This window comes from Cupriavidus phytohabitans, from assembly GCF_017815025.1.
Taxonomy (GTDB): domain Bacteria; phylum Pseudomonadota; class Gammaproteobacteria; order Burkholderiales; family Burkholderiaceae; genus Cupriavidus.
In genome coordinates this window covers 13,201-36,635 of record NZ_JAGIQB010000060.1, presented here as the reverse complement: position 1 = coordinate 36,635, position 23,435 = coordinate 13,201, and the positions used below count along the sequence as shown (strand labels likewise).

20 protein-coding genes and 1 pseudogene are annotated in these 23,435 nt (G+C 60.4%); 13 read left to right on the top strand and 8 right to left on the bottom strand.

Going from position 1 to position 23,435, the window contains the following annotated elements; translation table 11 throughout:
* The 7 genes and pseudogenes from J8I34_RS29295 to J8I34_RS29265 all read left to right on the top strand — a co-directional run.
* The coding region (locus J8I34_RS29295; RefSeq protein ID WP_209807666.1) for a porin at positions 1-509 on the top strand (509 nt) is incomplete at its 5' end.
* A gap of 772 nt (positions 510-1,281) precedes the next feature.
* Positions 1,282-2,301, top strand: a complete 1,020-nt coding sequence (locus J8I34_RS29290) for an IS110-like element IS884 family transposase (RefSeq protein ID WP_209777014.1) — start codon at positions 1,282-1,284, stop codon at positions 2,299-2,301.
* A gap of 350 nt (positions 2,302-2,651) precedes the next feature.
* Positions 2,652-3,158 carry a phasin family protein gene (locus J8I34_RS29285; protein WP_209807665.1) on the top strand — a complete coding sequence of 169 codons (507 nt, stop codon included), beginning with the start codon at positions 2,652-2,654 and terminating at the stop codon, positions 3,156-3,158.
* 339 nt (positions 3,159-3,497) lie between these two features.
* Complete coding sequence (gene phbB / locus J8I34_RS29280) at positions 3,498-4,241, top strand: acetoacetyl-CoA reductase (RefSeq protein WP_209807664.1); 744 nt, start codon at positions 3,498-3,500, stop codon at positions 4,239-4,241.
* A 215-nt stretch (positions 4,242-4,456) separates the two neighbouring features.
* Entirely contained in the window at positions 4,457-5,032 is a 576-nt protein-coding gene (locus J8I34_RS29275) for a phasin family protein (RefSeq protein ID WP_209807663.1), read from the top strand.
* A gap of 148 nt (positions 5,033-5,180) precedes the next feature.
* A pseudogene (locus J8I34_RS29270) lies at positions 5,181-5,525 on the top strand (ISKra4-like element ISBte1 family transposase); the annotation flags it as partial.
* A gap of 461 nt (positions 5,526-5,986) precedes the next feature.
* Positions 5,987-6,154: a hypothetical protein gene (locus tag J8I34_RS29265; protein WP_209807662.1), complete on the top strand. Its 168-nt coding sequence runs from the start codon at positions 5,987-5,989 to the stop codon at positions 6,152-6,154.
* A gap of 44 nt (positions 6,155-6,198) precedes the next feature.
* Here the strand turns inward: J8I34_RS29265 and J8I34_RS29260 are convergent, their stop codons facing one another.
* The gene (locus J8I34_RS29260; RefSeq protein WP_209807661.1) at positions 6,199-6,399 is read right to left on the bottom strand and encodes a hypothetical protein; all 201 of its coding nucleotides are present in this window, start codon (positions 6,397-6,399) and stop codon (positions 6,199-6,201) included.
* 58 nt (positions 6,400-6,457) lie between these two features.
* Complete coding sequence (locus J8I34_RS29255; protein ID WP_209807668.1) at positions 6,458-8,122, bottom strand: ABC-F family ATP-binding cassette domain-containing protein; 1,665 nt, start codon at positions 8,120-8,122, stop codon at positions 6,458-6,460.
* 137 nt (positions 8,123-8,259) lie between these two features.
* Between J8I34_RS29255 and J8I34_RS29250 the strand changes: the two genes are divergently transcribed.
* Positions 8,260-8,469 (top strand): cold-shock protein, encoded by a 210-nt coding sequence (locus J8I34_RS29250; protein ID WP_029049891.1) that lies wholly within the window; start codon positions 8,260-8,262, stop codon positions 8,467-8,469.
* Positions 8,470-8,577: 108 nt separating this feature from the next.
* Here J8I34_RS29250 and rpoD read toward each other — a convergent pair whose 3' ends face one another.
* The 4 genes from rpoD to J8I34_RS29235 form a co-directional block, all read right to left on the bottom strand.
* Positions 8,578-10,608 (bottom strand): RNA polymerase sigma factor RpoD, encoded by a 2,031-nt coding sequence (gene rpoD, locus J8I34_RS29245; RefSeq protein WP_209807660.1) that lies wholly within the window; start codon positions 10,606-10,608, stop codon positions 8,578-8,580.
* Between the two features lie 347 nt (positions 10,609-10,955).
* Positions 10,956-12,314: an L-serine ammonia-lyase gene (locus tag J8I34_RS29240; RefSeq protein WP_209807659.1), complete on the bottom strand. Its 1,359-nt coding sequence runs from the start codon at positions 12,312-12,314 to the stop codon at positions 10,956-10,958.
* Between the two features lie 101 nt (positions 12,315-12,415).
* Positions 12,416-12,547 carry a hypothetical protein gene (locus tag J8I34_RS35305; RefSeq protein ID WP_256441885.1) on the bottom strand — a complete coding sequence of 44 codons (132 nt, stop codon included), beginning with the start codon at positions 12,545-12,547 and terminating at the stop codon, positions 12,416-12,418.
* Between the two features lie 5 nt (positions 12,548-12,552).
* Positions 12,553-12,933, bottom strand: a complete 381-nt coding sequence (locus J8I34_RS29235) for a carboxymuconolactone decarboxylase family protein (RefSeq protein ID WP_209807658.1) — start codon at positions 12,931-12,933, stop codon at positions 12,553-12,555.
* A 261-nt stretch (positions 12,934-13,194) separates the two neighbouring features.
* On the opposite strand from J8I34_RS29235, the gene J8I34_RS29230 reads away from it, so the two are divergent.
* The 5 genes from J8I34_RS29230 (at position 13,195) to J8I34_RS29210 (ending at position 19,248) form a co-directional block, all read left to right on the top strand.
* Complete coding sequence (locus J8I34_RS29230) at positions 13,195-14,682, top strand: aldehyde dehydrogenase family protein (protein ID WP_209807657.1); 1,488 nt, start codon at positions 13,195-13,197, stop codon at positions 14,680-14,682.
* 42 nt (positions 14,683-14,724) lie between these two features.
* Positions 14,725-15,618 (top strand): NAD(P)-dependent oxidoreductase, encoded by an 894-nt coding sequence (locus J8I34_RS29225; RefSeq protein ID WP_209807656.1) that lies wholly within the window; start codon positions 14,725-14,727, stop codon positions 15,616-15,618.
* A gap of 201 nt (positions 15,619-15,819) precedes the next feature.
* Positions 15,820-16,794 (top strand): Bug family tripartite tricarboxylate transporter substrate binding protein, encoded by a 975-nt coding sequence (locus J8I34_RS29220; RefSeq protein WP_209807655.1) that lies wholly within the window; start codon positions 15,820-15,822, stop codon positions 16,792-16,794.
* A 66-nt stretch (positions 16,795-16,860) separates the two neighbouring features.
* The gene (locus J8I34_RS29215) at positions 16,861-18,261 is read left to right on the top strand and encodes a M20 family metallopeptidase (RefSeq protein ID WP_209807654.1); all 1,401 of its coding nucleotides are present in this window, start codon (positions 16,861-16,863) and stop codon (positions 18,259-18,261) included.
* Between the two features lie 69 nt (positions 18,262-18,330).
* Positions 18,331-19,248 (top strand): LysR substrate-binding domain-containing protein, encoded by a 918-nt coding sequence (locus tag J8I34_RS29210; protein ID WP_209807653.1) that lies wholly within the window; start codon positions 18,331-18,333, stop codon positions 19,246-19,248.
* A gap of 647 nt (positions 19,249-19,895) precedes the next feature.
* Here the strand turns inward: J8I34_RS29210 and J8I34_RS29205 are convergent.
* Together J8I34_RS29205 and cuyB are read right to left on the bottom strand one after the other, a co-directional pair.
* Positions 19,896-21,356, bottom strand: a complete 1,461-nt coding sequence (locus tag J8I34_RS29205) for a patatin-like phospholipase family protein (RefSeq protein WP_245176224.1) — start codon at positions 21,354-21,356, stop codon at positions 19,896-19,898.
* A gap of 621 nt (positions 21,357-21,977) precedes the next feature.
* Entirely contained in the window at positions 21,978-23,411 is a 1,434-nt protein-coding gene (gene cuyB / locus J8I34_RS29200; RefSeq protein WP_209807652.1) for a cysteate racemase, read from the bottom strand.
* Positions 23,412-23,435 lie beyond the last annotated feature (24 nt).

Genomic DNA, 23,435 nt, shown 5'->3' with positions numbered 1-23,435 from the left:
CTTACACGTTCGGCCCGTTCGCCGCGACAGCGGGCTATGACCAGTGGAATCCCACCATCGGCACCGGCACCGGCACCGTCAAGAAGGCCGTGGTAGGCGCCAGCTATGCCTTCGGCCCGGCCAAGATCATGGGCGGCTACCGTTGGGGCCAGAACAGGAATGCGGCCGATGTCCTGATCCAGCGCGATGACTTCTACTGGATCGGCGCCAACTACCAGGTCACGCCGGCGCTGGCACTCACGCTCGAGTACAACTACGACGATCTCAAGAACCTTTACGGCAACACGAACGTGGCCAATCCGTGGCAGGTCTCCTTCGTGGCCGACTACTCGCTGTCCAAGCGTACCGATATCTACGTGACCACTGCCTATGCCAAGAACGCCGGCTTGATGCTTGACTCGCTGGCGATGGTCTTTGCCAACAGTCTGTCGCTGGGTAACAGCTATGTCCTGGGCAACGGGCAGAGCAACATGTTCGGCGTCGCCTTGGGTGTCCGGCACAAGTTCTGAGCCGACCCTTAATCGTCGCCTTGTTCCTGCACTCATTGCGTTGAAGCCTTCTGGAGGGCCACGTGTTAATCCGAAGAACAATCCTCTCTGCCTGCGTGGTGACCATGCTGGTTTCCGCATGCTCGACCACGCCCATACCGGCAAGTCAAGCGGCGCCAGCACCTTCCGAGAGACTTAGCGGATTGCAAACGCCGCCACCCGGCGAGTTTGCAACGCTGGTCGTGACCCGGGATCAAGGGTTCTACGGCAGCGCTTGCGATACAGTCCTGTCAGTCGATGGGAAGGAAGTGGGCCGACTCAAATCCGGTGAGGTCGCCCGCTTCTACGCCAAACCGGGGGCGATCATTCTTGGCGCCCAGACTTCGGCAATGTGTCTCGGTGGCTTGAAGGAGAGGGAGGTAAGGCTCACCCCAGCTGCGACGGTCCGTTATCGCATTTCCATCGATTCGAGTGGCGGCCTGGATTTGTCCCCGACCGCATTCTGACTGCTAGGTCTTCACGTCCGGCGGACTCCCGACTCGTTGGCACCGCACGGGGCGCGTTGACTAGAGGCGCCGCCATACCATCAGGGAGTCCGAAGTGCTCGGGCTCAACGAAAGGAATGAGCGCGCCTGGCGCGCCCCGAATGGCGAGCCGTACGAATTGAAATGAACGCGTCCCACCCGCGGGGCGGTGGGGTCAAGAGATCTTGAGGTCGATCCTCACGGGCCAAGACATCGAAGTGTCCAAGTGGGATGATGTGCACATTTCCCGGCAATCGGAGGATCCTGAAATGAATTCTATGGCCGTGGGTGTGGATATCGCGAAGTCGGTGTTTCAGGTGCACTACATCGACCAGGCAACGGGCGAGATCGTGAACAAGCAGATCAAGCGAGCCAAGTTCCTCGAGCACTTTGCAAACCGTGCTCCCTGCCTGATCGGAATGGAGGCGTGCGGCGGTGCACACCATTGGGCGAGGCAGCTCACGAAAATGGGGCACCAGGTGAGGTTGATGCCAGCAGAGTTCGTGAAGGCGTTCAACATCCGCAATAAGAATGATGCAGCGGATGCCCGGGCGATCTGGCTGGCGGTCCAGCAGCCCAGCAAGGCGGTTGCGGTGAAGACCGAGATGCAGCAGGCAATGCTGGCGCTGCACCGTATGCGTGAGCAACTGGTGAAGTTCCGCACCATGCAGATCAACGCATTGCGCGGTCTCCTAACGGAGTACGGTGAAGTGATGGGAAAAGGCCGGATAGCCTTGGATAAGGCGATACCGGAAGTGCTCGCCCGGGTTGCCGAGCGCTTGCCGGCGGCGCTGGTAGAGACATTGCGCGAGCAATGGAGTGGCCTCACGAAGCTGGACGAACAGATAGCCGGCATTGAGCGACGAATGCGCGACTGGGTCAAAGAGGACAAAGCTGTGAAGGCGATCAGCGAGATCCCTGGCGTGGGACTGCTGACGGCGACAGCAACGGTCGCGATGATGGGCGATGCGAAGACATTCCGGTCAGGGCGGGAGTTTGCCGCGTGGGCAGGCCTTGTGCCAAAGCAAACCGGATCGGGCGGAAAGGTGAATCTGCACGGGATCAGCAAAAGAGGTGATACGTATCTGCGTACCCTCTTGATCCACGGTGCGCGCAGCGTCGTGACGCGTGCTAAGGATCCCGGTCCCTGGGTTGAGCAAATGACAAAGCGGCGGCCTCTGAATGTCGTAGTCGTTGCGCTGGCCAACAAGATGGCGCGCATGATATGGGCGGTTCTGGCCCATGACCGGCCGTATCAGAAGGATTACATCAGCGTGAAGCCGGCTTGAGCGGTAAGCACCACGTTGGAGATGAGCGTTCTTACGGGGTGAAACGTCGAAGGTTGCGTTGGTAATCGAGTGTGATGACAAGTCAGGTAGGACCGGGACCTGCTAAGCCTGTGGGGTAATACGAGCCTTGAGCTCGCAGTACGAATGAGGCGCGGGTCAGCGTATTTCATAGGGGCCAGCAGCGGCGATACCGGCTGCAAGAGGGCCGAATATAGAGCTGCAGCCCATCCTGTCAGTGTCTGAACAAGCGAAAACCTAGCGCAAACGGGACGCGTTCATATAACCCCGAGTCTGTCAGTGCGCAGGCATCCGCCTGATCGCGCCACCAGTCGGTCCAACGGAGAGCGAGCATGTATGTTTCTGGTTCCGATCATCTTGATGTAGCCCTGAAAGCACAAGGCGCTGCCATGGTGGCGTTGACAAGCGTGGCCTTCGGTTGCTTCCAGAAGATTACCGAGGTGAACCTGAAGGCTGCCAAAGCGGCCTTTGTAGGGCAGCAGGGTGTGGCGGCGGCCCTTGCGGCCAATGATCCGCTGGCGCGCCGTCTCCAGAGCAGCCTTATCCAACCGGCGACAGAGAGCGCCCTCGCGTATTCGCGTCAGATCCAGGAGATCGTTGCCGCCGCGCAGGTTGAGTTCCAACAGGTTATCGACGCCGACCACGAACAAAACGGCCGTCGCGCCCAGGACTACGTCGCCCACGTCGTCAAGCATCTCCCCGCTTGCGCAGACGCCGCCATCGCGTTGTGGCAATCAGCGTTGGCTGCTGCAAATGGCACCTATGAGGCGGCAATCCAGGCTTCGGAGGTGGCCAGGGCCAACATGGCTGCGCCGAACGCATCCCGCGTGCCCGCATAGGCCCGCGCCGGCCAGGCCGGCATCATCAGCAATCGACTGGTGTTTGCCGGGCGTATCCCGCCCAAAATGCGTAGACCGACGCACGGGCATCAGACCCCAAACGAAAGCGCCACACTGAAGCGCCCGAGTTTCGTGCCGAAACGAGGGCAATGGGCACTTTGCCATGCAGTGGCGAAAACTTGTCGCATGACACAGAACGGAAAGATTAGCGCGCTAGCCTGTTGCGTCAGCGCTATTGCCTAGCGCCATTTGCATACGGGAAGTAGTGGCCAGTAGCCGAGCACAGAATCGGCACGATCAGAGGATAGGGGTCATCAAACTTTGATAGAGACAAGCAGGATGACGAAACGAATTGCATTGGTGACTGGAGGCATGGGTGGTTTGGGCGAGGCCATCAGCGTCAGGCTGCACGATTGCGGCTGTGGCGTGGTCGTCACCCATACGCCGGGGAACCCGAATGTCCAGGACTGGCTCGCCGCCATGGAAGCCGCTGGCCGCAATTTCCGCGCGTACGCGCTGGACGTGGCTGACTACGATGGCTGCCAGAAGGAGATCGCGCGGATTGTCGCCGAGGTCGGCAAGATCGACATCCTGGTGAACAACGCCGGCATTACCCGCGATATGGCCTTCAAGAAGATGGACAAGGTCAACTGGGACGCCGTCATCCGCACCAACCTGGATTCCGTGTTCCACGTGACCAAGCCTCTGTGTGAAGGCATGGTGGAGCGGGGCTGGGGACGCATCATCAATATCTCGTCCATCAATGGTTCCAAGGGTGCGTTCGGGCAAACCAACTATGCGGCCGCGAAGGCGGGCATGCATGGGTTCACCAAGTCGCTCGCGCTGGAGGTAGCCCGCAAGGGGGTGACGGTCAACACGATTTCGCCGGGCTACCTGGCGACCAAGATGGTGACCTCAGTGCCGCAGGAAATCATGGATACGAAGATCCTGCCTCAGATTCCGGTGGGGCGCCTTGGCAAGCCAGAGGAAGTGGCAGCACTGGTTGCCTATCTGTGCTCCGAGGATGCCGGCTACGTGACCGGATCCAACATTGCGATCAACGGCGGGCAGCACATGCAGTAATGAAAGTGGGCATGGTTCAGTGACACCATGCCCACTTGCGGTTACGTATCGCGGGTGCACGTAAAAATCTGCGCCGCAGACTTTTGGCGCAGGCGACAGCATTTGCACCCGCATTGATGCGATGCAGCCCAGTATGCCCCTGTAACTCCCGAGATCCATGGTGCTGCGACCCAGCACCTTTGGTTTTCCACTACTCACCATTGGAGAGCAGCGAAATGTTTACTCCGGACCAAATTCTGGCACTACAACGATCCAACCTCGAGGCCCTGTCGAGCCTGACCTCCACGGCCCTCGAAGGCTTTGAGAAGCTCGTCGAACTAAATCTGCAGGTCGTGAAGACGGCCCTGTCGGAAAATCTGGACGGCGCCAAGCGCGCGCTGTCCGCCAATGCTCCGCAGGAACTGATGGAGATCCAGTCGTCCCTGGTGCAGCCAGCTGGCGAGAAGGCGGTGGCTTACGCCCGCCAAGTCTACGAGATCACATCGGAAACGCAGAAAGAGCTGGCCAAGGTGGCAAAAGCCACAGTGACTGAAGGTTCCCAGAAGCTGCGTGAGACTGTCGACGACCTCGTGAAGAATGCGCCGGCCGGCTCGGAATCGGTCGTGGCAATGGTCAAGTCGGCGATTGCCGCTGCCGACAATGCGTACGAGTCGGTGGAGAACGCGGCCGCGCAGGCGGTGGAAATGGCAGAATCCAACCTCGAGGCCGCCGCCACGATGGCTACAAATGCTGCCCAGCAAGCGGGCGCGAAGGCAAGTATTGCCTCTAGGAAGGCTTCGGCAGCCGCCTAGTACTGCTGCGGGTGATACTCTCAAGCCAAGAGTGTGTTCCCGCTTACAGTGCTGTTGCGTTGCCTCTAACAACGCGCGAAGGGCTTCCGACGATGGTCGGCGAGCCCTTTCTCCTTTTTGGAGACCGCCGACCAGGTATTAGCCGGCGAGCGACGGCTCGACCGAGATCCCTGAGCCAAGTCCGATCCGTGCGGTCGGCATTGAGGGCGGCTACCTTCGGCAGCCGGCCACCGGCGCCGCCAGGACGGCTGGTTTGAGGTGATCGTGGGGAAGTCCCTGCGGGATCAGGATGCCGGCCATAGCTTTGCCTACGTGCACAATCTGGAGCGCCGACCGGCCGCTCGTATGTGGAATTTCCTTCTGCGCGAAGGTCTGCAACCCAGTCAGCCGGTCACCTTCCTGTCGGACGGCGGAGATACCGTACGGGTTTGCCCAGCTCGGCTTCGGTGACCGCAGCGAGTATGTCCTCGATTGGTTCCATATCGCAATGCGGTACAGAACCGAACTTCCCGACGACCTTCTACGTAAAGGTCTGCAACCGAGTCAGTTGAGTTGGAAGCCAGATGGCGAAGTAGTGCCGCAACAGCTCAGTCATCAGCGACCCGCGCCAACTCTCTTCCATTTCAATCGTTCAAGGAGATGGCCGTCACAGCGATGTCATTTTGGGCCCGACATAATCGCTCATCAAGCAACTCTGATCGAGTGGTATGCACGTAACGATTCGCACATTTACTATCCCAGGAAAGCGGAGCCGCGAACCTCTGCACCAAGCGGCTGTGTACGCCACGATAGGACAGGACGCCGCTCCCCTCATGAGAAGTGATTGGAGTCAGCGAGAGTCCGATGTAGTCAAAGCAGCGCTAAATTGGGCTCGACGGAACTCCTGTATCGTGTCGAATCCCCGGTTGGGCCATCATATGGAATCGCTGCCGGCCGCGAAGTGGAACGGTTGCCATGGCACTGCTGCCCAGCACGATGGGATTCAGACGCGATAGTACATTTCTACCCATCATTGCGCTCCGTATCCAGTCGAAAGGTGTCAGCAATGCTGTAATCCTCCAGGACCTACAGCAGCTAACCAAAATGGGCGTGATGCCGGCAAGAGCGGACGAAGGCTCCTGATTCAGCCGCCGGCTTTGCCGAAGCACGACAGGACGCGTTGCCTTTCAGATTCCTTGGTTCTGCTGCTCAGGAGCCGCAGAGGGGGCTAGTTTCAGACGTACCTGCTTGGACAAGGTCTTGGCAACGGGCGATTCCCGCACCGCGCCCCGCAGAAGTTCTTCTTTGGATTCGGACAGCGAGCCCTCGTGATCGATCTCGACGCCGAAGTTCGAATCAGTCTCGAGGCGCTCAATGGCGACCTTCACGCTGAATCCTGTGAAGGTCACGCCTGCCCATTGTCCCACTATTTCAGGCGATGACCTTCTACTCTGCGGCAGGCTGCTCGCGCATGCGACGGGCCTCGTCGCGCAGGAACTGCTGGTAATCGTCCAGATCGCCATCGAAGGGCTCGACGCCGCCCTTGGTGACCAGCCAGAACTCGTCACATACGGCGCGCAGCAGGGCGCGGTCGTGACTGACCAGCATCACTGTGCCTTCGAATTCGTTGAGCGCCATGCCTAGCGCTTCGCGTGTGGCCAGGTCGAGGTGGTTGGTAGGCTCGTCGAGCAGCAGCAGGTTGGGGCGCTGCCACACGATCATGCACAAAACGAGCCGCGCCTTTTCGCCGCCGCTCATCGTGCTAACCGCCTGATGGACCATGTCGCCACTGAAGTTGAAGGTGCCGAGGAAGGTGCGAAGGGATTGTTCGGTTCCACTCTGGCCAGGGGCGCGCATGTGAGCCGGCGTGTCCTTGGCAAGGCGAATCATGTGTTCCATCGGCGTATCGAGCGGGCGCAGCACGTCGAGTTCCTGCTGTGCGAAGTAGCCGATATTCAGGCCTTTGCCTTCGCTGATTTCGCCGGCAATCGGCGCCAGCGCGTGCGCCACCGTCTTCACCAACGTGGACTTGCCTTGGCCGTTGGCACCGAGAATGCCGATGCGCTGCCCGGCCAGCACGGAACGGTTGATGCCCCGCACGATGACCGTGGGCGGCGTGCCCGGCAGTGCGCCTGTCGGCGCCGGGTAGCCGAAGCTCGCGTCCAGCATCGACAACAGCGGATTCGGGACGTTGAGCGGCTCCTTGAACTCGAAGTTGAACTCTGCGTCGGCAAGCACCGGTGCGATCTTCTCCATGCGTTCGAGCGCCTTGACCCGGCTCTGCGCCTGCTTCGCCTTCGAGGCCTTGGCCTTGAAACGGTCGATGAATTTCTGCAGGTGTGCGATCTTGTCCGCCTGCTTGGCCATTGCGGCCTGCTGCAATACCAGCTGCTCAGCGCGCATGTCTTCAAACTTGCTGTAGTTGCCGCCATAACGCACGAGCTTGGCGTTGTCGACGTGCACCGTCACCTGCGTCACCGCGTCGAGGAATTCGCGGTCGTGGCTGATCACTACCAGGGTTCCTTGATAGCGCTTGAGCCAGGCTTCCAGCCAGACCAGCGCGTCGAGGTCGAGGTGATTCGTCGGCTCGTCGAGCAGCAGCAGGTCGGACGGGCACATGAGCGCGCGCGCCAGTTGCAGTCGCATGCGCCAGCCGCCGGAGAAACTGTTGACCGGCTGACTAAGCTGCGCAGCATTGAAGCCGAGGCCCAGGATCAGCGCTTGGGCGCGTGCGGGGGCATCGTGTGCACCGGCGTCGTGCAGGGCCATGTAGGCGTGCGCCATGCGCATGCCGTCGTCGTTGGCCTCGGCGGCGGCTACTTCGGCCTGCGCGGCCAACAGAACGGTATCACCCTCGACTACGAAGTCGGTCGCGCTCTGCCCGGTCTCCGGCATCTCCTGCGCGACCTGGCCCATCTTCCATGCAGCGGGAATCGAGAACTCGCCGCTGTCTTCGTGCAGCGTGCCGTTGAGGAGACCGAAGAAGGACGACTTGCCGGCGCCATTGCGGCCGACAAGACCGATCTTTTCGCCGGGGTTGAAGGTGACGGACGCGCGGTCGAGTACGGCATTGACGCCACGACGCAGCGTGACATTACGGACGGAAATCATAGGGAGAGCTACTTCGGAGAGGATTGGCATGATAGCCGAACGGACGTGCAGGGCTGTCGCCTTTCTGGCCGCCCGCGTGAGGAGCCGCTTGCGCCTTGCGGCGCCCACCGGCCACAAAGCAAGGCAGCCCCCGGCGCATCGGGCGTTCCGGCTGCGGGGCCAGCGGACATAACGATGCGAAGGGTTTTGGGTTCATCACGCCGGACGACGGCAGCGATGACCTGTTCGCGCACTTCTCCGAGGTTCAGGGAAGCGGCTTCAAATCGCTTCAGGAAGGTCAGAAGGTCAGTTTTGAAGTCAAGCAGGGCCCCAAGGGGAAGCAGGCAGCGAGCATCAAACCGCTGTAAATTTTCTGCTCTGCGAACGCGTCCTGTCAGGGCAGCGATCAGGCCTATGCGTAATCGCTGCGGGTGCGGAGCAGGGCATCGAAAGGGGGCGCGCGCCTCCGCCTTTGCTCAACGCTCGAGAAAGGGCCTCAACTTGTCGGCGCGACTGGGATGCATCAGTTTGCGCATCGCCTTGATCTCAATCTGACGGATCCTCTCGCGGGTCACGTCGAACTGCTTGCCGACCTCTTCAAGCGTGCGATCGGACGTCGTATCGAGCCCGAATCGCATCCGCAGGACCTTGGCCTCGCGCGGCGATAACCCGTCGAGTGCCTCATCGATCGCGGCGCGCATGTTCGCGTGAATCGCGGCCTCAGCTGGTGAACTCGCGGAGACATCCTCAATCATGTCGCCGAGCGTCGCGTCGGCGTCGTCGCCCACGGGGGTCTCGAGGGAGACCGGTTGCCTCGCGCTCCTGAGGATACTGCGCACTTTTTCCTCGGACATCTCCATGCGCTCGGCGAGGACGGCGGGATGCGCTTCCTGCCCCGTGTGTTGCAGGAATTCGCGCGAAATCCGGTTCAGCTTGTTGATCATCTCGATCATGTGGACCGGCACACGAATGGTCCGCGCCTGATCGGCAAGTGCGCGCGTGACAGCCTGCCGGACCCACCAGGTGGCGTACGTCGAAAACTTCCAGCCGCGCCGGTATTCGAATTTGTCCACTGCCTTCATCAGGCCGATATTGCCTTCCTGGATCAGATCCAGGAACTGCATACCCCGGTTCACGTATTTTTTGGCGATTGAAATGACAAGCCGAAGATTCGCTTCGATCAGCTCTCGCTTGGCCTGCCGCATTTTCAACTCCGCGGCACTCATCTCGCGATTGATCCGCTTGAGCTGCTGGAGCGGCAACGAGACCCTGGCCTCGATGTCGATGAGTTTCTGTTGGGCGGCCTGAATGGCCGGCAGATGTCGCTCGAGCGCCGCGCCAAACTGCCGCGAAGTCGCCGCCATGTGGCTGGTCCATTTAAGGTCGGTCTCGTGGCCCGGGAACGACTCGACAAACGCCTCGCGCGGCATGCCGCAACGATCGACGGCGATCTCCAGGATGCTGCGCTCGATTGCACGAACCTCGGCAACCTGCTCGTGCACACTGGCACACAGGCGGTCGATAGTCTTGGCCGTAAAGCGGACCGGTGCCAGTTCACGCTGGATCTCCGAGCGCAGTTTCGCAACGGCTGCAGAACGGGCTTTCCCAGTAACGGGTGCATCCGGCAGCTGCTCGAACAGTGCCCGGACGCGCGCGAAAATCGCAAGACCGTCGATCGTGAGTTGTTCGAGGCGGGCTGCGTTCGCTTTCTCCGGATCGCCGGCGTCCGTTTCAGCATCATCACCGTCCGGGTCATCGTCGGAGGCGTCTGCTTCCACTTGAGCTTCATCGGACTCTAGCGTTATTTCGCTTTCGTTCAAGTCGTCGCTGATGCCAGCGACCAGTTCGTCGATACGCAGTTCGCCGGCAACGATGCGGTCCACATCTGCAAGAATCGTGGACACGACTGACGGACAGGCGGCGATCGCCTGAATCATGTCCTGCAGGCTGCCTTCAATGCGTTTGGCGATCTCAATTTCACCAGCGCGTGTCAGCAGTTCACTGGCGCCCATTTCGCGCATGTACAGTCGGACCGGATCAGTCGTGCGGCCGAATTCGGAATCCACCGTCGACAGTGCAGCTTCCGCCTCCTCATCCGCCTGATCGTCGGATGCCGCGGCAGGCCCGGCATTGCTCAACAGGAGTGTTTCCGCGTCCGGCGCCTGCTCATACACGGTCACCCCCATGTCGCTGAATGTGCTGACGATCATCTCCATCGCAGCAGTTTGCGTAAAGTTATCGGGCAGGTGATCGTTGATGTCCGCGTGGGTGAGATAACTGCGCTCGCGGCCAAGCGCGATCAGCGCGCGCATCTGGCGTTGACGCTCCTCGTCCTGGCGCGCCATGGACGCGATCTCCAGCGGTGTTGCGACTGCTTGGATCTTTCCTTTTGGAGAGCGGCGGCCGGTCTTTGATGTGACCGCGATCGAGCGGGATGCTGAATCGTCGCGAACTGAATTTGCCAATACACTCTCCTCGACAGATTGGCCGACGATCGTCGCGGACATGACGGCTGGTTAAGCCCGTCGGGGTGCGAACGAAATCGTGGAATGACGCACGGACATTTGATGCCGGAATGCCTCCCGCGGAGTCCAATGTGCGCAGAATGGGGATTTTGAATAATACCAGATGTCTTTGTGCGGTGCAATATGCGATTGCCACTGCAAGCTGCTAATCCCTGGGGAGGAATGAGGGTTGACCGGCTCGCGATGGTGAACTGTGGCGCACATTACGGATTCGGCTAACCCTTCCGCTACGTCCGATAATCGCCCTCCGCGCGAGAGGGCACATTAGGACTATCCGAACTCTCCGTCCCCGAAACAGGGGCCTCTTGCGTTGGAATGAGGGCTTCCCGCTAGCACTCGACGATATTGACAGCGAGTCCGCCACGCGAGGTCTCCTTGTACTTTGTCTTCATGTCCAGCCCTGTTTCCCACATCGTCTTGATGACCGCATCGAGGGAGACAAAGTGCGAGCCGTCGCCTCGCAGTGCAAGGCGGGCCGCATGCAAGGCCTTGCCGCTTGCCATGGCATTACGCTCGATGCACGGAATTTGCACCAACCCGCCCACAGGGTCGCAGGTCAGTCCGAGATTGTGTTCCATTCCAATTTCGGCAGCATTGGCGACTTGCGACGGTGTCCCGCCAAGGACCGCGCAAAGGCCGGCAGCTGCCATCGAGCATGCGACACCGACCTCGCCCTGGCAGCCAACCTGTGCGCCGGACAGGGACGCGTTGAGTTTGTAGAGACTGGCGATTGCTGCTGCCGTGAGCATGAAGCGAATGATTCCATCCTGGTTCGCACCAGGCACGAATTTATCGTAGTAGTGGAGAACCGCTGGGATGACGCCCGCTGCGCCATTGGTGGGCGCCGTGACCATTTGCCCGCCGGCGGCGTTCTCTTCATTAACGGCCATCGCAAATGCCGATAGCCAGTCGAGCTGATTCACCTGCTCCGAGCGGGATTCGGCGTTCAGTTGTTGATACAGCGTCGCGGCACGACGACGTACGCCGAGGGGCCCCGGCAATTTACCCGTAGCATGGAGTCCACGATGCACTGTGGCCTGCATGACATGCCAAAGCGCGAGAACACGGGATTGCACGACATCCATTGGAGCGTGGGACGTCTCATTGACCATCATCAATTGGTCGATGCTGAGGCCCTCGGCCTCACACATATCCAGCAGTTCCGCGGCGGTACGGAAAGGATAGGGAATTCCTGGCGCATCTCCAGCCGAAGTCTCTTCGGAAGCAACCGAGGCGATTGCGCCCCCACCAACGGAGAAATAGCGCTTCGCCAGAAGCAGCTCGCCGCTCGTACTCCATGCCTGAAACTCCATGCCATTCGGATGTTCTTCCAGCGATCGTCGATAAAACTGAACGTCTTTCTGCAGTTGGAACGGGATCGTGTGAGTCTTCCCGAGCGAGATTTCTTCACTCTCTTGGGCTTGCTCAAGAAGACTGCCTATGGCGTCCGCTTGAATGGTATCGGGAGGGTAACCCATGAGGCCAAGCATCACGCCCGTGGGTGTTCCGTGCCCTTTCCCCGTGGCAGCAAAGGAGCCATAGAGTCCCACACTAACTCTTCCGACGCTCTTCAGGATGTCGTGCCTGGTCAAGTAAGTAACGAAGCTCGTGGCAGCGCGCATGGGCCCGACCGTATGGGAGCTAGAGGGGCCAATGCCCACCCGGAAAATGTCGAAGACGCTAAACATGGGAATGTGGGCGAGCGCCGGCGAGCAACCCGATACAGGGATGCCTTGTCGACGTAGTTCTCTTGGAAATGGGATGCGCAGCGCAAGGCTGCGCCGAGACTTCAGTTTTGCTCGATATGAGCCGAGCGCGCGAAGGCCAGCTCGGGCTGGCGATGGAGCGTTTGCCGCCAGGACGCCATCTCGTCGGCGAGGTCCTGTGTGTCCGAGCACGTACAGAAGTCGGGACTGGACATGCCACTCAGCTTGCGTCGAGCTCGGCGAAGAGCAGCTTGGCAACGCGCGTGGCTTCGCTACCGGCGGGGATACCGCAGTACATCGAAGCCTGCAGGAACACTTCGCCGATTTCGGCGCGCGTGACGCCGTTGTTCAGGGCTGCGCGGATATGCGTCTTCAGCTCGCCGGTTCGGCCTTGGGCGGTCAGAATCGACAGCACGCCGATGCTACGAGCGCGGCGGTCCAGGCCGGGACGGTTCCAGATGTCGCCCCACAGGTTCTTGATGGCGAATTCGCGCATCGGTTCGCTGAAGGCGTCGGTGCCCTTCGTTGAAGCCACAACGTATTCCTCGCCCAGTACTTCGCGGCGAATCTGCTCACCCTTGTCAAACAGTTCCTTGCTCATGCTTCTCTCCCATTGGATGTCCCGGTGGCGGATGCCAGCCGATGCGGCAAAGTCTGGGGCGAGGCGCAGTAGAAGGAAAGATGCCTGCATAGTTCTCATGTTCACGAAAAGTGATTGCAGGGGAGGGAGATCCTCTGTGAGAACAAAAAGTGAACATGAGAACAGAATTTGCATCTTCTGCTGGACCCAGTTCCGCTCATAGACTTGCTTCACATTGGCGGGCCGGACTGACCGGGCTGCCCCTCTCGGAAGGTCATGGGCATGGAAAACTCTTCGTCGGAATTCAACTCCCTGGTGCGGTCTCTAATCGGTACCGAGGCGATTGGTTCCTACATTGCTGGCGAGATGGTGGCCGGTGATGGTGCAAAGCTGTCGCTGGTCGACCCCGCCAGTGAGCTGATCCTGCTTCAATTCGCGGATACCAACGCAGAGGTGGTGGCCGCCGCTGTCCGGAGCTGCCACGCCGGTCAGAAGCAGTGGGCGGCATTCTCCGCGCAGCGCCGGGGCGAAGTCATGGCGCAGCTAGGCAAGTTGATTCAGCGCGATGCCGAGCCTTTGGCGCGCCTGGAAGCGATTACCAGCGGCAAAGCCGTCAAGGCGGCGCGAGCACAGGTGGCGGCGGTCGCTGAAATCTTCCGCTACTACTCTGGCTGGACCGACAAGTTCCTGGGCAACGTTATCCCCGTGCCCGGTGGTCAGTTGAATTACACACTGCGGGAGCCGCTGGGTATCGTGCTGGCCATCACGCCCTGGAATTCCCCGATCTACCTCGCCGCCTGGAATGTCGCCCCGGCATTGGCCATGGGAAATAGCGTACTGCTGAAGCCGTCGGAACTCACTCCGCTGACCGCCTTGGCGATGGCCAAGCTGGCTCGCGAGGCCGGTATGCCGGCTGGCACCCTGAATGTCGTCAATGGCCTCGGAAAGACGATCGGCGACGCGGCCATCTCGAATCCTCTGGTGAAGAAGGTAGTCTTCGTCGGCTCGACGCAGACGGGGCGTGCGGTCAATGCGGCCGCAGCACAGCGCCCGATTTCCTGTCTGCTAGAGCTTGGTGGCAAGTCGGCCAATATCGTTTTCGACGATGCGGACCTGGCCCAGGCCGCTCGCGCCGCCGTCACCGCGGCGTGCGCCAACACGGGGCAGAATTGTGCCGCCGGATCACGCTTGCTGGTGCAGCGCGGCGTCTACGACGAATTCGTCGCAGCAGTCGGAAAGGCAATCGTCGACTATCGCATTGGGCATCCGCTGGATGAATCGGCGGAGGGTGGTCCTATCAACAATCGCGCCCAGTTCGACCGTATCAACCGCATGGTCGAAATGGGGATGTCCGAGGGCGCGGAGCTGGTGACCGGCGGCGTGAGCGAAGCGACGGGCAACGGCTTCTACGTCAAACCGACGGTGCTCAAGCACGTGAGCAACGACATGCGAATTGCACGAGAAGAAGTTTTCGGACCTGTCGTGGTGGCGATTCCTTTCGATACCGAAGCTGAAGCGGTCGCCATCGCCAACGACAGCGAGTTCGCCCTGGCTGGCGCCGTCTGGACGCGCGATGTGGCGCGCGCTCATCGCGTGGTCGCCAAAGTCAATGCAGGCCTTCTGTGGGTCAACATGTACCGAGACATGCATGTCGCCACGCCGTTCGGGGGCAACGACAGCAGTGGCTATGGCCGGTCCAGCGGCGTCGAATGCCTCTATGAATACACCAGAACCAAGAGCGTCTGGGTGCCGATTGCCGAAGGCTGCTGAGAGCTAGCCCTTCCTTTTCTCATTCTTCAATCAGGTTTCAAAATGGAAAATTTCAAGACGGTTGGTGTGATTGGCCTGGGCAACATGGGCCGCGGCATGGCCCTGACCCTGCAACGTTCGGGCTACACAGTGCTGGGTCTGGACAAGTCGGAACAGGTTTCTTCCGTCGCGCGCGAAGCGGGCATTCCCCTGGCGTCCAGCCTGCGGGAACTGGCCAAGGCGTGCTCGGCGATCGTCCTGTCGCTGCCGACCTCGGCCATCGTTCGCGCCGTGCTGAAAGAAGAGGAAGGCCTGCTGGCCAACGCCGCCCTGGGCACGCTCCTGATTGATACGACGACTGCGGACCCGCAAATTACGCGTGAACTTGCCGCTGCGCTGAATGAGAAGGGCTTGCGCTTCGTCGACGCACCGGTCAGCGGCGGTCCGACGGGTGCGATGAAGGGCGAACTGACGATGTTCATCGGCGGCTCGGCAGAGGACGTGGCGTACGCGAATCCGATCCTGTCGGCCTTGGGCACCAAACGCTTCCATATCGGGGGTGTCAGCGCCGGCCACGTGGCTAAACTCATCAACAACCTGCTGACGGCCTCGCACCTGGTCACTGCCAGCGAGGCGTTTCGTCTCGCCAACGCAGCGGGCATCTCGACGGAACAGTTGATCGAGGCAGTCAATGCGGGATCGGGTCGTAGCGGGGTGACGCTGTTCAACTACCCGAGCCGCATCCTGAACAATACGTACAGCTCCGGCTTCACGATGCAACTGATGCGCAAGGACGTGAATCTCGCCGTGTCGCTCGGTGAGGCGCTCGGCCTGAGCCTGCCGACGGTGTCGGTCATCGGAGACATCTGGAAGTCGAGTGCCTCGGCGCTGCCCGACGGCGAGGACTTCAATCGTATCGTCAACTTCGAGCTCGACAAGTCGCCCGTCAAGGCCTGACTGTCTCAGGCGCACTCGCAAATAAGTGCGCCCAGAACTTGCTTTTTGCCTTAGCGCCGTACCTATATAGAGGTGGAAACCACCCGGAAGTGCGGCGTCGATTCCCAGCGTCTCTTCCCGCCAACCACCGTCTGGTCAAGCCAGCCGGAGAACCCTGAAGCTCGTATGCAAGCACCATCCCACTGATATTTGGAGTGAAAGATGTCGTTCCCGCGGATTCTCATTTCCTGTGTTGGCCTTTCCATCGCGATGCTGTCGAGCGGCGCTGCTCTGGCAGAGTTTCCAGACCGCCCCGTCCGCCTGGTGGTTCCTTTCCCCCCGGGCGGTAGCGTCGACTCCGTCGCTCGATTGGTCTCGGTGCAGCTGAGCGAACGCCTCAAGCAGCAAGTGGTCATCGACTACAAGCCTGGCGCAGCCACGATTGTGGGGGCTGAGACCGTGGCGCGCTCGACGCCGGACGGCTACACACTGTTGCTGGGAACCTCCACCACCTTTGTGGTGAACCCCATCATCTATCGGAAACTGAACTACAACCCGGATACGAGCTTCGATCCCATCGGCATGCTGGGAAGCAATTCCCTGGTGCTGCTGGCCAACAATGGCGTGGCGGCGCAGACGCTTCCTCAACTGTTGGCCGATATCAAGGCGAAGCCTGGGACCTATTCCTATGGCTCGCATGGAACGGGTTCGACTGTGAATTTTGCTGGTGAAATGCTGTGGAATGCGGCGGGTGTGAAGGTCCTCCACGTCCCTTACAAAGGCAGTGCGCCGGCGATGACAGACGTCATGGGCGGGCAGATTCCTCTGAGCTTTGACGCAGTGCCTGCTTCGGTTGCAGCATTGAAGGGCGGCAAGATTCGAGCGTTGGCTGTTACGGGTCCCAAGCGCAATCCGATGCTGCCGAATGTGCCGACGGTTGCAGAGAGCGGATTCCCTGGTTTCCGCATGGACTCCTGGTTCGCCATCGTGGCACCGAAGGGTGTCCCGGCTGCCGCAAGGCAGAAGCTGGTGACGGAATTGGCGAAGACGATGGCGGACCCTGCCTTGCAGGAGAAGCTGGTGAAACTGGGCTTCGAACCCGAGTATGGTGCACCTTCCAGGTACACCGAAGCGGTCAAGGCTGATACGGCGACGCTCACCCCTGTGGCAAAAGCCAACAACATGATGCAGGACTGACCCGGCAAGGTCGCCGCGCGGCCGTCCGGCAGGGGCGGCCATCTTATCCATCCAAGCGAGTTCGATATGTCCCGTTCTGCCGCCCTTGCGTCCGCAGTCAACCATCTGGAATCTGGTCAGCTATTTGCCGACCTCTCCCGGCGCGTCTCCATTCGTTCCGAAAGCGACATTGGCGCTGACCCTGCCACGCTAGGACACTACTTCGACGTCGAGATTGTGCCTTGGCTCCAGCGGCTTGGATTCGACGTGGAAGTGTCGCCGAACCCGGATGCTAAAGGTGGCCCCTTCCTGGTGGGGCGGCGTATTGAAGACCCTACGCTACTGACGGTGCTGACGTATGGCCATGGCGACGTGGTCAATGGACAGGAAGCAAGCTGGCGCAAAGGCGCGGGGCCCTGGACGCTTGCGGTCGACCAGGACCGATGGTATGGGCGCGGGACTGCAGACAACAAGGGGCAGCACAGCATCAACCTCGCGGGCCTGGAATACGCGCTGGCGGCGCGCCGCGGGAAGCTTGGCTACAACGTCATTGTGCTGATGGAGATGGGCGAAGAGGCTGGCTCTCCGGGCTTGCGCGAGTTCTGCGAGGCCAATGCGGAGCAGTTGAGTGCGGATCTCTTCATTGGCTGTGATGGTCCGCGTGTCAGGGCGGACAGACCCACGCTGTTCCTCGGCTCGCGTGGCATGGTTAATTTCAGCCTGTCCGTTCAGGCGCGGGAACGCGCCTACCACTCGGGCAACTGGGGTGGTGTGATTTCGAATCCGGCCACCATTCTAGCCAACGCCCTTTCGACTATCGTCGACGCAAGCGGGCAGATGCTGGTCCCCGAACTGTCTCCGCCTGCGATTCCTGCGGCAGTCAAAGCCGCGCTGGCCGACATCGAGCTGGGTGGCGGCAAGGATGACCCGTCGTTCACTCCCGGTTGGGGTGAGCCGGGACTGTCACCGGCGGAGCGCCTGGTAGCGTGGAACTCAATCGAGGTTCTCGCCTTGGGAGCCGGTTCCGCTCAGCGACCCGTCAACGCCATTCCGTCCGCAGCGGTAGCGCACTGTCAGTTGCGCTTCGTGGTCGGAACACCGTGGCAGGACCTCGAAGCGATTCTCCGTAGCCATCTCGATGCCCATGGTTTCTCGGAGGTCGCCATCAAGGTGACCATGAGCGGTGCTGCAACGCGCCTGGACGTCGACCATCCGTGGGTAAAGTGGATTGCCGGCTCGATTGAATCCAGCACCGGTACGCTGCCAGCGATTCTTCCCAACCTGGCTGGCACGCTACCGAATGATGTGTTTGCAGATGTGCTTGGTCTGCCGACCATCTGGGTACCGCACTCTTACCCGGCGTGCGCACAACATGGCCCGGATGAACATATGCTGACGAGCGTGACCCGCGAGGGCCTGCAGATGATGGCGGGACTCTATTGGGACCTCGGCGAGCACGCTGGCCTCCCAGCGTTGATAGCGGCTTGACGGGATTGACAGGGGGATATTGAAAGGTGTTCACTTGTTCGAATTGAACACTCCGAAATATCTCCCGTCATGACGTTGGACCAGCTTCGCGCTTTCGTCGCAGTCGTCGAACATGGCAGTATCCGCGCGGCAGCCAGGTCGCTAGACCTTGCGCAAAGTGGGCTGACGCAACAAATCAAACGGTTGGAGGCGTCCTTGGGCGCCAGTCTGTTCGCACGAGGAAACCGGGGCATTGTGCTGACGGGGCCCGGTGAGACGTTACTGGCGCGCTCACGCATCATTCTTGGCGAGTGCGAGCGGACGGAGCAGGAGTTTCAGAGCTTCCAGGGGAATCCGGTAGGGTCGATGAATGTAGGCGTCTCATCGGAAGCTTTTGCCCGTGTCGTTCCCCCCGTCCTGCGCGCTTTTCGACAGAGATTCCCAAACTTCTCGGTGCATTTGGCGAGTGGTCCGTCAAGCTCGCTCCTGTCCGGCATCCGTGAAGGAAAGCTCGATTTCGCGTTGACATTGGTGTCGCGTAAGACGGACATGACGGACCTTACCAGCACCAGGCTGGCCAAGTCAGACCCAGTTATTGTATGCAGGCTCGGGCATCCAAATGAGAAGGCGCGAAGCATCAAGGCGCTGGTGAACTGCGAGTGGGTCAATACCAGGCCGCCGGGTCAGGCTGGGTTGCCATCCAATCGGCTTGTGGACTTGTTTCACAACGCTGGACTGGAGACGCCAAACATCGCGGTGACCGTGGAGTCTCTATATGACACGCTGAACCTGGTGTCGCGGACAGACCTGCTGTTTCTCGCCCCCAGAGTTGCGCTCGAGCAGGAGGGGTTCATGGATGCCTTGCGCGAGATCAAGATTGCCGAACCCATCCCGCCGGCGGATCTATGCCTGGTGCATCGGACTGCCGTGCCGCTACCTCCCATTACGGGAGAATTTGCCAAGATGCTGATTTCATATAGCCGGATGCTTCGTAAGGGCACTGCATAACTTGTCGAAGGCTCCCTCGTCAGACTATCGGGGAGTTTCGAATCAATACTGTCTTGAGTGCAAAGCTCGAACGAATATGTTCGACGCCAGGGATACGCGTCAGTGTTCGGTATGCCTTTGATTCTGCTGCGATTTACCGGGGTAGCTACCCCTAGTATTTACGCACGTTTCCGGCTGGCGGCCATGATAAATCTCAATAAAATCAAGTGCTTGCTGACTACCCCCGACGCCGGACGATCGCGGGCGGCGGTGGCGGGGAAGGGTGGCGAGCTTCCGAATAGCCGAATGCGGCTCTGAGTCCTCCCGGCTGGAGGAGTACAACGCCCATGTTGTGAGCCCAGAGGTATGAATTTCTGGGCACCGTCCCTTCAGCGCACCTCAAAAGGGCAAGCAACGGCAGACAGGAACCTATTGATTTGTCGTGGCATTTCCAAGAAATCGCCGGGCAACCCGCATGAATGCAAGGGGCAGCTATCCCGGTAAATTACTGGGATGGACCCGACGCTCCCCTGCTGCAAATCCGGACCGCCGTGCTCAACGACCACCTCCGGCCGAACGTTGAACAATGGTATCCCTCCATCGCCGGAGAATATCGCCGCCTTGCTGCATAGTCAGCCCCCGCCTTTGGCGCGGTCTCCGTACCGCAGTCATTGAGTCCGTCCAGCGCCTCGCTCGCTTGGGCTCACGATCGTGGCACCGACATCCCTTAACAGCCGCTGGAAATCGGGCGACGCCAGGATGATCTTGCCAGCGGCTGCCCGAAGCCGGTCGACGGCCTCGGCTGACAGAGAGAACGAAGTGGGCAGTTGATTCAGGTAGCCCAGCTCCGCCTTGTCCGTCAACTGCGCGAACGACACATCGATAGCGTAGATAGTCGTGTCTGGCGTGCGCAGCGTCGTGGCAATGTCAGTATCCTTGTTCCCCGCGAAGGCGGAGGACTGACGGACCTGGCGCATGGCATGCCACCGCGCCTGGCTGTCCTTCAACAACTCAGTTGCCTCGTAGGAATAGTGGTCGATCGGAACGCCCGTCGCTTTAACGAGTATTTCCAGCGTACCGGGCGGAGACTCGGATTTATCCCACGCTGTCTTGGGCGTGGAGAGCGAGTTGACAACAAAAACAACGATCCTGCGTGTACGGTCGAGCGGGCTAGGCAGGCCGACCAGATGCAGCGCTTCGATCAGCTCGAGGGAGTCCAGCACGCTGCGCATGCCCAGATTGTCGGAGACACCGCCATCGACGAGATGGATGTAGGGCCGCTCGATACTGTCTTCCAGTTCCGCCTCCTCTTTCAGGTGGCGGGTCGCACGCGCAGCCGGTCGGGGCGCATCGCTCGTATTGATAAACGGCTTGACCCATTCGGGTGCAGTGTAGCCACAGTTGCCCCCGTAGTTGTTGAGCGTCACGGGTGTCAGTACGACGGGTACCGCCGACGAGGCGGCAGCGGCGCGCGCAAGCCGTACTGCATTCAGGTCCGAGCACAGTACGTCGAACGTGGTCTGGGTAAAGGCCAGGCGGGCGCCTGTCGAAATGTCAGTGGCAGAGGCAATGATGAACGGGCCGTTCGCGCGGTTCAGGTCGCCAAAGGTCGCACCGTTGAACAGTATCTCGTCGTAGAGATCGGCCGCAAGCTCAGAGCGGCCCCAGCCCCCCGACCACAGCGACGGCCAGTAGGCGGGATTGAGCGTGCGCACCGTAATCTCTCCCTGTACGTCGCGCTTGAGGAATCGCTGTTCGTAGTCGTCGAAGAGCTTTTCGCCATAAAGCCCATAGGCGAGCGCGGTAAAGCTGCCGCCAGAGACGCCGGTAATGACGCCGACATGGTCAAGCAGGCGCGAACGGTTGCCCTTTTGTCCGACGACTTCCGTCTTCCGCAGGAATTCGAGCACTCCATAGGAGAAAGCGGCGGCGCGGGTGCCGCCACCTGAGAAGGCCAGGACCACCAGGTTTTCGTTAGTGGTCGAATACTGCGGGCGCGTGGTGAAGCGATAGCCGGTATTGGGGTCGGCGTGGGCGAGTGGCGGGTTGACCGGCCGGCTGGCGCAGCCGCAGGTGAGGAGGGATGACGCCAGTACCGCCAGTACCGCCGGCTTCGAAAAACGTCTCATGGATTCTCCGGGACGGTCGTGCAGGTCTCTCTTTCTTGCACCAGTGCGCAAAGTTGGCTTTCGGGAAACGGGCCACTACCAGCCATTCAGCATAGTCGGAAATCCGGCACGGTTCGATCGCGTCGAACAGCAGGCCGTCTTTTCCCGGCACCCCTGGGCTGTCGCGCCGCCACATCAGCGCATGCTCCCTGGCGAATCCCGACAAATTTGTCCCCGATTACCGCTTGTCCTAGATTGATGTGCGCAGTTCTCCCCGTTCTTACCATGCTGAGCAATGCCAAGGAGACACGATGACAATCCGGGCCGGACGATGGCGCAGCCGCACCGGCGGCAGGCTCGAAATCATTTCCATCGAGCCGGGTGCCACTTCACCGGGCGCTAACAGACCAAGGTCGGAAGGCCTGACCCCAACGCCAGGTTCGAATCAACAATTGATGAGTTGCTTGGCCGCCACAAATCGTCCATCGTTGGTCGATGCACCGAGTACGATGGCAAAGATGCGCTTCACCTTGTGATCCGCGCCCGTAGCCCGCGCTGAGGTTGCTGCGAAGCAATAGCCTGCCTTTGCCATGGCCAGTCTTGAGACCGTCCACGGTTGGATCTTCACGATGGCAGGTACGATCAGGCAGATCGCGCAAGCTGGACGCACCGCTTTGCGAGCACGTCCGTCGGGTCGACCAGAGAGACGGTCGCGCTTCCCACCTCAAATTGATCCGTTTGAGCAAAGATCAACGGGAGTTCGGTACAGCCGAGAATCTGCACGCTGGCGCCTTTGCCTTGCAGGTGAGCGATGGCAGCGCGCAGCAGTTCAGCGCAATGGCCTTGTGTATGCCCAGCCTTGACGCCTTCAGCGCCGTAGATGGCTTCCATGAGCATCTGCTGGAACTCTGGCGCTGGCGTGATGAGCTCCAGGTGGCCAGCGGCGGCTTCATGATAGACGCGACTTTCCACGGTGCCTGATGTTGCAAGCAGGCCAACCTTCGCGCCTTTGCCATACTTGTCGACGATATGCCGGACCGTCTCCGTCAGCATATTGACGATCGGTATGGAGAGGTGGGGCTGAATACGCTCGACATATGCGTGCGCCGTATTGCATGGAATCGCAATCGCGTTCGCGCCTTCGGACTCCAGCCGCTTGCACGTTGCGAAGAGGGCAACCGTCGGGTCGGCCTCCTGGTACAGGAGGTTTGCCGTACGGTCCGGTATTTGAGGGTTTTGCTCAACGACCATCTTGATATGGTCCTGATCCTTCGCCGCGGTGGTGTTCTTTACGACTTTCCCCATGAAGTCGACCGTGGCAGCAGGCCCGACGCCACCGACGATGCCCAGCTTGAACGCGAGATTGACCTGCCCATCCGCCAGGGCTGTGGCATAGTCTGCATAGGCCTGGTTCACGTCGACGAACGCGATGCCGCGCCGCTGCACGGCGGCAGCCACGAGGGAGAGTTCGGTCATGCCAGGGACAATCAGCTCCGCGCCAAGTTCGAGCAGTTCCTGGCATGCCTGGCAAATCCGCTCCAGGGCGAGACCTTCCGTATTGCCGGACCTGATACCCCCAGGACCATATATAGCGTCCATCAAGCTGGCCTGCGTTGCGTCGGAGGGATACACAATCTCAAATTCACGGCCGAAGGCATCATCGAATAGCCGCGACTGACGGACGAAATCCGAAGCAAGAACGCCAATTTTTCCACCACGAGGTACGGCGTCATTCAGCGTCGGCGCCAACGCATCGAGCATATTGACGAGGCGCACCGACAGCTCCGCCTGAAGCTCTTCACGGAAGGTGTGGGACGCAAAGCAAGGCATGAGCACCGCATCGACCTTTCTGCTTTCGAAGGACTGGCAAGTCTTGAAAACGTAGAGCTTGCGGCTTGTCATGCTCGCATCGCGCGTCAGTGGCGTCGCTACATCGCGAAACGGATGCTGCTCGAACAGGAAGTGGTACCGGCCCTGATCGGCCATGACTGCGCGGCTCTTGACCAGCTTGAGAAAGAGGTCAGCGCCGGCCAGTGCGCCGAGCCCGCCGATGATTCCGAACGTGAGCTGTTGCATGCTTGTGAGATAGCGATGGTTGCC

Bases quoted from the DNA above. Each gene is read 5' to 3' on its own strand.
- J8I34_RS29230 (WP_209807657.1), top strand. From the start codon at position 13,195: ATGGAAAACTCTTCGTCGGAATTCAACTCCCTGGTGCGGTCTCTAATC.
- J8I34_RS29290 (WP_209777014.1), top strand. From the start codon at position 1,282: ATGAATTCTATGGCCGTGGGTGTGGATATCGCGAAGTCGGTGTTTCAG.
- J8I34_RS29240 (WP_209807659.1), bottom strand. From the start codon at position 12,314: ATGTTTAGCGTCTTCGACATTTTCCGGGTGGGCATTGGCCCCTCTAGC.
- J8I34_RS29265 (WP_209807662.1), top strand. From the start codon at position 5,987: ATGGCACTGCTGCCCAGCACGATGGGATTCAGACGCGATAGTACATTT.
- cuyB (WP_209807652.1), bottom strand. From the start codon at position 23,411: ATGCAACAGCTCACGTTCGGAATCATCGGCGGGCTCGGCGCACTGGCC.
- J8I34_RS29215 (WP_209807654.1), top strand. From the start codon at position 16,861: ATGTCCCGTTCTGCCGCCCTTGCGTCCGCAGTCAACCATCTGGAATCT.
- phbB (WP_209807664.1), top strand. From the start codon at position 3,498: ATGACGAAACGAATTGCATTGGTGACTGGAGGCATGGGTGGTTTGGGC.
- rpoD (WP_209807660.1), bottom strand. From the start codon at position 10,608: ATGTCCGCGACGATCGTCGGCCAATCTGTCGAGGAGAGTGTATTGGCA.
- J8I34_RS29225 (WP_209807656.1), top strand. From the start codon at position 14,725: ATGGAAAATTTCAAGACGGTTGGTGTGATTGGCCTGGGCAACATGGGC.
- J8I34_RS29210 (WP_209807653.1), top strand. From the start codon at position 18,331: ATGACGTTGGACCAGCTTCGCGCTTTCGTCGCAGTCGTCGAACATGGC.
- J8I34_RS29275 (WP_209807663.1), top strand. From the start codon at position 4,457: ATGTTTACTCCGGACCAAATTCTGGCACTACAACGATCCAACCTCGAG.
- J8I34_RS29220 (WP_209807655.1), top strand. From the start codon at position 15,820: ATGTCGTTCCCGCGGATTCTCATTTCCTGTGTTGGCCTTTCCATCGCG.
- J8I34_RS29285 (WP_209807665.1), top strand. From the start codon at position 2,652: ATGTATGTTTCTGGTTCCGATCATCTTGATGTAGCCCTGAAAGCACAA.
- J8I34_RS29235 (WP_209807658.1), bottom strand. From the start codon at position 12,933: ATGAGCAAGGAACTGTTTGACAAGGGTGAGCAGATTCGCCGCGAAGTA.
- J8I34_RS35305 (WP_256441885.1), bottom strand. From the start codon at position 12,547: ATGTCCAGTCCCGACTTCTGTACGTGCTCGGACACACAGGACCTCGCC.
- J8I34_RS29255 (WP_209807668.1), bottom strand. From the start codon at position 8,122: ATGATTTCCGTCCGTAATGTCACGCTGCGTCGTGGCGTCAATGCCGTA.
- J8I34_RS29205 (WP_245176224.1), bottom strand. From the start codon at position 21,356: ATGAGACGTTTTTCGAAGCCGGCGGTACTGGCGGTACTGGCGTCATCC.